The organism is Sphingorhabdus sp., from assembly GCF_029865925.1.
Lineage (GTDB): Bacteria > Pseudomonadota > Alphaproteobacteria > Sphingomonadales > Sphingomonadaceae > Sphingorhabdus_B.
On sequence record NZ_JARXAI010000034.1, the window covers coordinates 24,549 to 32,142 of the forward strand.

At 54.5% G+C, this 7,594-nt stretch carries 6 protein-coding genes; 3 read left to right on the top strand and 3 right to left on the bottom strand.

Annotated features, from left to right (window positions below):
- The first annotated feature begins 208 nt into the window (after positions 1-208).
- From crtI to QE270_RS03510, 3 genes are all read left to right on the top strand, one after another.
- Entirely contained in the window at positions 209-1,834 is a 1,626-nt protein-coding gene (gene crtI / locus QE270_RS03500; protein ID WP_300035230.1) for a phytoene desaturase family protein, read from the top strand.
- A gap of 223 nt (positions 1,835-2,057) precedes the next feature.
- Positions 2,058-2,195 carry a hypothetical protein gene (locus tag QE270_RS03505; protein ID WP_300035233.1) on the top strand — a complete coding sequence of 46 codons (138 nt, stop codon included), beginning with the start codon at positions 2,058-2,060 and terminating at the stop codon, positions 2,193-2,195.
- A 112-nt stretch (positions 2,196-2,307) separates the two neighbouring features.
- Positions 2,308-3,981 (top strand): M20/M25/M40 family metallo-hydrolase, encoded by a 1,674-nt coding sequence (locus tag QE270_RS03510; RefSeq protein WP_300035236.1) that lies wholly within the window; start codon positions 2,308-2,310, stop codon positions 3,979-3,981.
- A gap of 254 nt (positions 3,982-4,235) precedes the next feature.
- Here the strand turns inward: QE270_RS03510 and QE270_RS03515 are convergent, their stop codons facing one another.
- From QE270_RS03515 to QE270_RS03525, 3 genes are all read right to left on the bottom strand, one after another.
- On the bottom strand, positions 4,236-5,453 hold the full coding sequence (locus QE270_RS03515) for a saccharopine dehydrogenase NADP-binding domain-containing protein (protein ID WP_300035240.1): 1,218 nt from the start codon (positions 5,451-5,453) through the stop codon (positions 4,236-4,238).
- Between the two features lie 283 nt (positions 5,454-5,736).
- The gene (locus tag QE270_RS03520) at positions 5,737-6,957 is read right to left on the bottom strand and encodes an alpha/beta fold hydrolase (RefSeq protein ID WP_300035243.1); all 1,221 of its coding nucleotides are present in this window, start codon (positions 6,955-6,957) and stop codon (positions 5,737-5,739) included.
- 94 nt (positions 6,958-7,051) lie between these two features.
- Positions 7,052-7,486: a hotdog fold thioesterase gene (locus QE270_RS03525; protein ID WP_300035246.1), complete on the bottom strand. Its 435-nt coding sequence runs from the start codon at positions 7,484-7,486 to the stop codon at positions 7,052-7,054.
- Between the last annotated feature and the right edge of the window lie 108 nt (positions 7,487-7,594).

The window sequence follows — 7,594 nt, forward strand, 5'->3', positions numbered from 1 at the left end:
GAACGAATATGAGACCAAAACACTCTGGCCAACTGAAGGCCTCTACCGAGCGTGTCGTGAAGGACATTCAGCGTGCAACCCGGCGGCGCATGCTGCCCGAGACTATGCGCGGCTTCCATCATTAGCATGTTAGCACCTAGGATAACATCTGGGTTGTTCCAAACAGCTTTAGACACTAAATCTGCTGCAACTAAGGATGGTCTAAAAAATGTCGCGACGTAAAGCAGTTGTTATTGGTGCGGGTATCGGCGGCATATCATGCGCCATACGATTACAAAGCCTCGGCTTTGATACGGAAATAGTTGAGGCGTTGGATGCACCCGGCGGTCGCGCATATGTGCGCAAGGTCGATGGATTTGTGTTCGACATGGGCCCGACTGTGCTTACTGTGCCCCATTTCATCGAGGAATTGTTCAGCCTGCAGCAAGACCATGCGATGCTTGGCGAGCCGGATTTTCCTGCCGGCACTTTGGATGAAAACTGTAGAATTCGGGAGGGCGTCTCGGGCGGACCGAATACCAGCAAATATGTCGAAATCGTCCCAATATTGCCATTTTATCGCATCTATTTCGACGATGGTACGTTTTTCGATTATGATGGTGATCCGGTCAGCACCCGTGAACAGATCAAGCGATTGGCGCCGGAAGATCTCGCGGGATATGAAGCCTTTCACGACCAAGCCCGCGCGATTTTTCACCGCGGATTTTTGAAACTGGGATATACCTATTTTGGAAGCCTTGGGTCGATGCTACGCGTCGTGCCTGATTTGCTAAAGCTCGGCGCAGTTCAGTCGCTGTTCGGCATGGTTAGTAAATATTTCAAGTCAGACAAAATGCGTCAAGTGTTCAGCTTTGAGCCTCTGCTGGTCGGCGGTAACCCGATGAAGGTACCTGCGATCTATGCCATGATCCATTTTGTCGAAAAGACCTGGGGTATTCACTATGCCAAGGGAGGCACCGGCGCCCTCGTCGCAGGGCTCGTCAAGAAATTTGAGGATATGGGCGGTCAGTTGCGGGTCAATGCACCCGTGAAGCGTATTTTGGTGGAAAATCGGACCACCAAGGGTGTGGAATTGGAAGACGGGGAGGAAATTGCTGCGGATGTTGTGGTTTCCAACGCGGATTACGCAACCACTTACCTAAAGCTGGTAGATAAGGCGCATCGGCGGATCAACCGCGATGCGCTGGTTAAATTCCGTAAGCAGTCGATGTCGTTGATGGTGATCTATTTTGGTTATGAACGCCGCGACAATGACCCCGATTTACGTCATCACAACATCATCCTTGGTCCACGCTATGAAGCGTTGCTCGACGAGATTTTTGAGAAAAAGGTAATGAGCCCGGACTTCTCTCAATATCTCCACATCCCGACCCTGACTGATCCGACCCTAGCACCTCCGGGTCATCATGCTGCATATACCCTTATCCCTGTACCCAATAATGCGAGCGGCATCGACTGGGATATAGAAGGACCAAAATTGTCTGCCCGGGTACTCAGCTTCCTTGAGGAACAGGGCTATATTCCTGACCTTACCGCGCGTCTGAAGCATATGAGCTTCATCACGCCAGATTATTTTTCAGAAACGCTGGGTTCATATCTTGGAAACGGTTTCGGCGTTGAACCCGTCCTGACCCAGACCGCGTTCTTCCGCCCACATAATAAGTCGGAAGATGTGCACAATCTATATCTGGTAGGCCAAGGAACGCAGCCGGGTGGCGGTACGCCCTCGGTAATGATGTCGGCTAAGATGACCGCACGTGAGATAGCCAGGGACTTGGGCGTTGAAGCATCGGTCATAAATGGCGTGCCGGAGCAGCGGGAAGCCGCAGCCTAACGGCTGCCTATCCGTCAAGCGGATGACCCTTGGCAGGGTCTCCCGTATTTTGAAACGCATTGCCGTTCCGCTTCGCGTCTAATGATCGCCGTTCAATGGCCAGCTAGCGGTCCCTGAAACCAGACGTTCAATCGAACGGGTAAGCACGTAATGGAACAGCAGATATGTCAGCGCCATAACCCACGCCATTGTTCTAGCGGCTTGGGAGCGCGGCTTCGGCTGCGTGATTAATCGACAGGGCATCATGATCTGCATCGCTATGGGCTATCCGGACGAAGCATTCGTCGCCAATGATGTAAAGTCGCGGCGCAAGGACAATGCCAGTTTTGTCCGTTATGTCGGTTTTGACACTGCTGGCTAACTCTGAACCGCAAGCGCGCTGCCAGTTTGTCTGGCAAACTGCGTTCCTTAGGTTCATGGTAGCGTCATACAGGCAGCGTGTTGCGTAATACGGCCCGGTGGAGGGGAAGCGCATGAAGAAATTTGGTTCGGTTTTGGTGGCGCTGGTTATAGCTGTGCTGTTAACGCTTTTTGCAACGACCCCGCCAAAAGCAATACCCGCTAATGCCCCAGCGCAAAGCTTCTCCGCAATACGGGCCATGGCGGATGTGCGGACCATAGCAAAACATCCGCACGCCACCGGCTCGGCCGAAAACGCAGTCGTGCGCGAGCACATCATGCGCCGCATGGAAGCGCTCGGGATGGAGGTTTCAACCAGCACAGGCCTCATCGACGCCAAGGGGACAAAACGGCTCAATCACTGGAGCGGACGCAATGATCCACCGGCCAGTTTGGTCAATTTAATCGGCATTCTCGCCGGAAAAAATCGCAGCGCGCCGTCAGTTGTTCTGATGTCGCACCATGACACGGTTTGGGGCTCGCCCGGTGCCGCCGACGACACAGCAGGCGTTGCTGCAAGCTTAGAAATCGTGCGCGCAATTCGCGCCCGCGGACAGCAGGAACGCGATCTGGTCATGCTGGTCACCGATGGCGAAGAACTTGGCCTTCAGGGCGCGCGTCAGTTTTGGGCCGACCATCCTTTGCGCAAAAGCGTCGGCGCAGTGATTAACATGGAAGCACGCGGTGGTGGCGGACGCACCACTTTGTTTCAGACCTCACACCAGAGCGGTGCCGCAATGCATGTCTATGCCGATGCGGTCCGTCGCCCTGGCACCTCTTCACTTGCAGCTTTCATTTATGCAGTCCTGCCCAATGACTCCGATCTGACACCTGTCATCAAGCATGATTACGCCGCCTATAACTTCGCCTTTATCGGGCGATCTGGCCTCTACCACTCACCAATAGCGACGCCCGATAATCTTGATCAAGGGTCATTGCAGGACATGGGTGGGCAGGTCCTCGACCTCACCGACGCGCTCCTTAAGGCAGATAAACTTCCCCAAAGGGCGGCCGATGCCGTGTTCTTTGACCTATTCGGTATCTTCACTGTTATCTATCCCGTCTGGCTTGGCTGGGTCATGATGACCATAGCGGCAGGCGGAATGGTTTTGGTCGTACGGCAAGACGGAACAGACGGTCTGACGGCAGGCGCCGGGCGTATGCTGGCGCTGATATTGGGGAGCGCAGCGATACTGTTCGCGCTCAACCGCTTATCGCTTGGGCTTGCGCCCGCCAATTATTATGACCGTTTGGCCGCAATCCCCCGGCTAGAGGTTATGGCCGCATTGGGATCGCTGGCGTCGTTTCTCGTGCTGTTTGCAACCTGGCGGCCAAGCCGCGTTGGTGTCGTGGGTGCCGCGCTGCCACTGTTCATTATCGGTCTTGCCGCGCAAGAACTGGCACCGACGGCTGCCTATTTTGTGGTTTTACCCCTGCTGCTCACAACTTTTACACTCTTGGCGCGGCACGCTGCTGTGCAGATTGGTGTTACGGCACTGGTTGGTGGCTATATGTTGTCGCTGGGTCATCAGTTGATGCAAGGGGTGGGGCCGACGCTTCCCTTCGCCGTCGCCCTGCCACTGGCGTTGGCTGTTCTATCGACACTGCCGATCTGGCCCGGCATGGAGGTTCGAAAGGCACGGACGATAGCCGTTGCCGCCCTGCTGGGGGCATCGTCCGTGTCACTTTGGGTCCTACTTGACGCGCCTGCGGCGAGCCGAGCTGTTTATTCCGATAGCAAGCAGTGAGAGCCAGTTTGCTGGCATAAATTCATACTTCTGCTTACGCTAGTGTTTACGACACCCGCTTTTGCAGACGATGGGCAGAACCTCATTAATAGTAACCGGATAAAGCTCTGAGCTGCGTCTCGGCCTTATCGATGGCGCGGTAGCTTCTCACTTACCCATGCCCAGCCGTACAAACCAGAAGTTTGGCGAGACATGAAGGTAGGTCGCGCTTTAACTTTACGACTTGCGCGCAGGCAGCTTGGAATGATCCCGGACTATGACAGTTTCTCAAACGTAAGTCCGGCATGCGCTTTGAGCCGATCGATTAGCCTGTCGCCCAAAATCGTCGCTGGTGTCCAAAAGCCCCCTGCGACCGTGTCAGGAACATCTTTGGCAAGGCATGCCGAAGCCTGCGACAGCATCTTGGCGGTTGATCCATAGCCCGGGTCGCGGTCCCCCGTAACGCGGCACCGGATGTTTTCGCCCTGTGCAGTTGACCCAAGGAAAACGATGTCAAACCCGCCTTCTAACTGTGCCTTTTCGGTAGGTCCTTCGCCAGGCTTTGGAAGAACAAAACTCTCGAGCAACCAACGGATTGGCGGCACTGCCAGACCAATCATAAGCGCATTCACGCCCCAACTCGTCGCTCGAGCCATCCGCTTACCCTTCGCGCCCTGACCCGTTGCCACAGCTTCCTCATAGGTGAATTCGGCACCATAGCTATTGTGACTCAGAGCGTTCGACCGATGCACTATGCGTGTGTTGATACCCGCCATGACGAAGGGGGCAATCCAGCCACCATAGACATTGTCATAGGCAATCTTCACATCGGGCTGCTGAACAAAAAAGCTATGGTCGGGTGGGCACAGACTATAAGGGTCTTTAAGCTCAAGGCGCAAATCGGCATCGCTTACTGCTTCTTTGACCATGTTAATCATGCTCGCGATCGTGCCGCCTGACGCCCCACCCTTCATATTTGCGACCCGCATAGTGATGCGGTCACATGTTTGGCCGAATTGTTCCAACGCATTGCGTTGCAGAAAATGGACGCCCAGATCGGACGGGATAGAGTCAAAGCCACAACAATGCAAAATTCTTGCGCCGCTTTTTACCGCATCGGCCTCGTGCCGTAATTGCATTTTGCGGATCCACTGGGGCTCCCCAGTCAGATCGCAGTAGTCGGTGCCCGTGGTGGCGCAGACCCGCACCAGCAATTCGCCATAAAGCGCGTATGGACCGACGGTTGACATGACAACCTTGGTCTGTGCGCACATTTGCCGCAATGAGCCTTCATCCACAGAGTCCGCAACGATCATTTCTATCCCCGATAATCCTATCGTATCGCTGACCTGTTGAAGCTTCGTGCGCGAACGCCCGGCGATCGCCCAAACAATGGATCCATCCGCGAATTGCGTATGCATATAGCGCGTGATGATCTGGCCAACGAAACTTGTAGCCCCATAGACAATGATGTCGAATTTCTTGTCAGCCATTTTTTCCTACCGCAGAAATGAATTTAGAATTGACGTCCATCATGGAAAATTTAACCGTGATGGCTGCGTAAACCGTTGAAGCATTAGTCTCATTATTGGACATGACGTTAGGCGGAGAGGACGCAGTGTTGCAAGCGCCGATGTTCGAGTGTCACTTGGAAGTTCGATGCCCTAAGTGTACCGGCGGCTTTCGTTTGGCGCCCTAGAACCCCGCCCCTGCCAAACGGGTTACAATTAAAACTAAATAAGACAATCGCATCGTTCAAGTCAATGCGGCATTGGCTCAGGTAAAATGCAGGCGCCTATATTTGCCACGGAAGTACAATAACGGATCGCGGCGGGGTTCAAAACTCGCCTTTTCCACACGGCCAACCAAGATAAAATGATCGCCAGCCTCATAGAGCGCGTGCCGTTTGCATTCGAAGATGCCCAGCGAGCTTGGCAATATGGGTGCGCCATATTCGCCCACTTCCCATCGCGTCCCTGAGAAGCGATCCTCACTTTTGCCAGCAAACAGGTTGGATACGGGCTGCTGCCCGATTTGCAGGACATTGACGGCAAATGCGTCGACTGCGCGCAGCGTTTCGGCGCTGCCCGAATTGTTGGCGATGCAGACCAGCAACAAAGGCGGATCAAGCGAGACGCTCGTGAAGCTATTGGCCGTCAAGCCCACAGGAAGTCCGTCAAGCGCATGCGCGGTAATGATGGTCACACCTGTGGCAAAACAGCCCATTGCATCGCGCAACGTTCGCGCGTCTGATCCTGAACGATATTCCGGAATGAAGCGCGGCTGTTTGCGTTCCAGAAAGTCAACGAGTAGGCCTTTGAAGGCTTCTGCGCGTTCGGCCACAATCAACAAGCCACCACCATCAACATCAATGGCTTCGGCATTTGGTAAAGTTTCCACAAAACTGGGCTGTGCTGTTTCGAGGTCAATACGTCCCAAGGCGCCACGAATGATCAGCGAGGGCAATGCGATATGCGATGCGGCTTCCATTAAAGCCGCGCCAATGTCATTGGCATCAAACGCGGAAAATATGGCATTGTCATAATCCGCTTGGTTCAAACCCTGCCCCAGCACTGCTGACATACGATCTGCCGACGCCCGCACCGCGCCTGGGGCATAGTCCGCAGGCGGATCCACCAAAATCAGCCCCGATGCCAGGGTCGCAGCCTCCTCCGCCAGCGCCATGGTCGCGATCCACGCGCTGTGCGAAGCTGCGACGACCACAGGACGCGTGCGCATCTGACCGAGAACGGCGCGCAAATCTTCGACATAGGCATTGAAGTCATACCGGCCATCAGAGGGCCATTCGCTGCCGCCATGGCCGCGCAAATCGACGTTAATGACATAGCGTCCGGCCTGCTCAAAGGCAATGGCCACATCCTCCCACACTTTGCGCGTTTGGCCAAAGCCATGCAGGAGGACAATAGACGGGTCATCGGCAGAACCAATATCGTCGGCCTCAAGCCTGATGCCCGCAAAACCCCTAAATTCTCTCACATAACGTAGCGACATTCGCCCAAATTCCAATTTCTGTCTTAGGGTGTCATTTTCCCGATCACCCGTGGACGTCAACCGCCCATCGCGCAATATTTTATGCGCGATCGGTGGAAATGACTGCCATCGTAATACGCGAAATGCAGACGAGTTTGCCCGCCTCATCCACGATGCGAATTGACCAGATTTGCGTTGTCCGTCCAATCGATTCCGATGTCGCTGTGGCAAACACAAACCCGTCTTTTACGGGACGAATATGGTTGGCGTTGATTTCCATCCCAACGGTCGCAAATTTGCTTGGGTCGACCGTCATTGCGGCGGCCGTGGAGCCCACCGTTTCGGCCAAGACCACCGATGCGCCGCCATGCAACCGCCCATAAGGCTGCTTCGTGCGCTCATTGACGGGCATGCGCGCCTTGATCCAATTGTCACCATAGCCAATAAATTCGATGCCGACAAAACCGGGCATGCAATTTGCGCCGCTTGCGCTGAGCGCCGCAAGATCAAGCTTTTCGTGAAACCATATAGACATATAATCTCCATGCGCGAAGCAACAGAAACTGTCTAGGGCAACTTGCCTTTATAAGCCGAGTGCGCGTTTGATTTCGGCCCAATCGACGAGCTTGAAATTCTGCGTTTC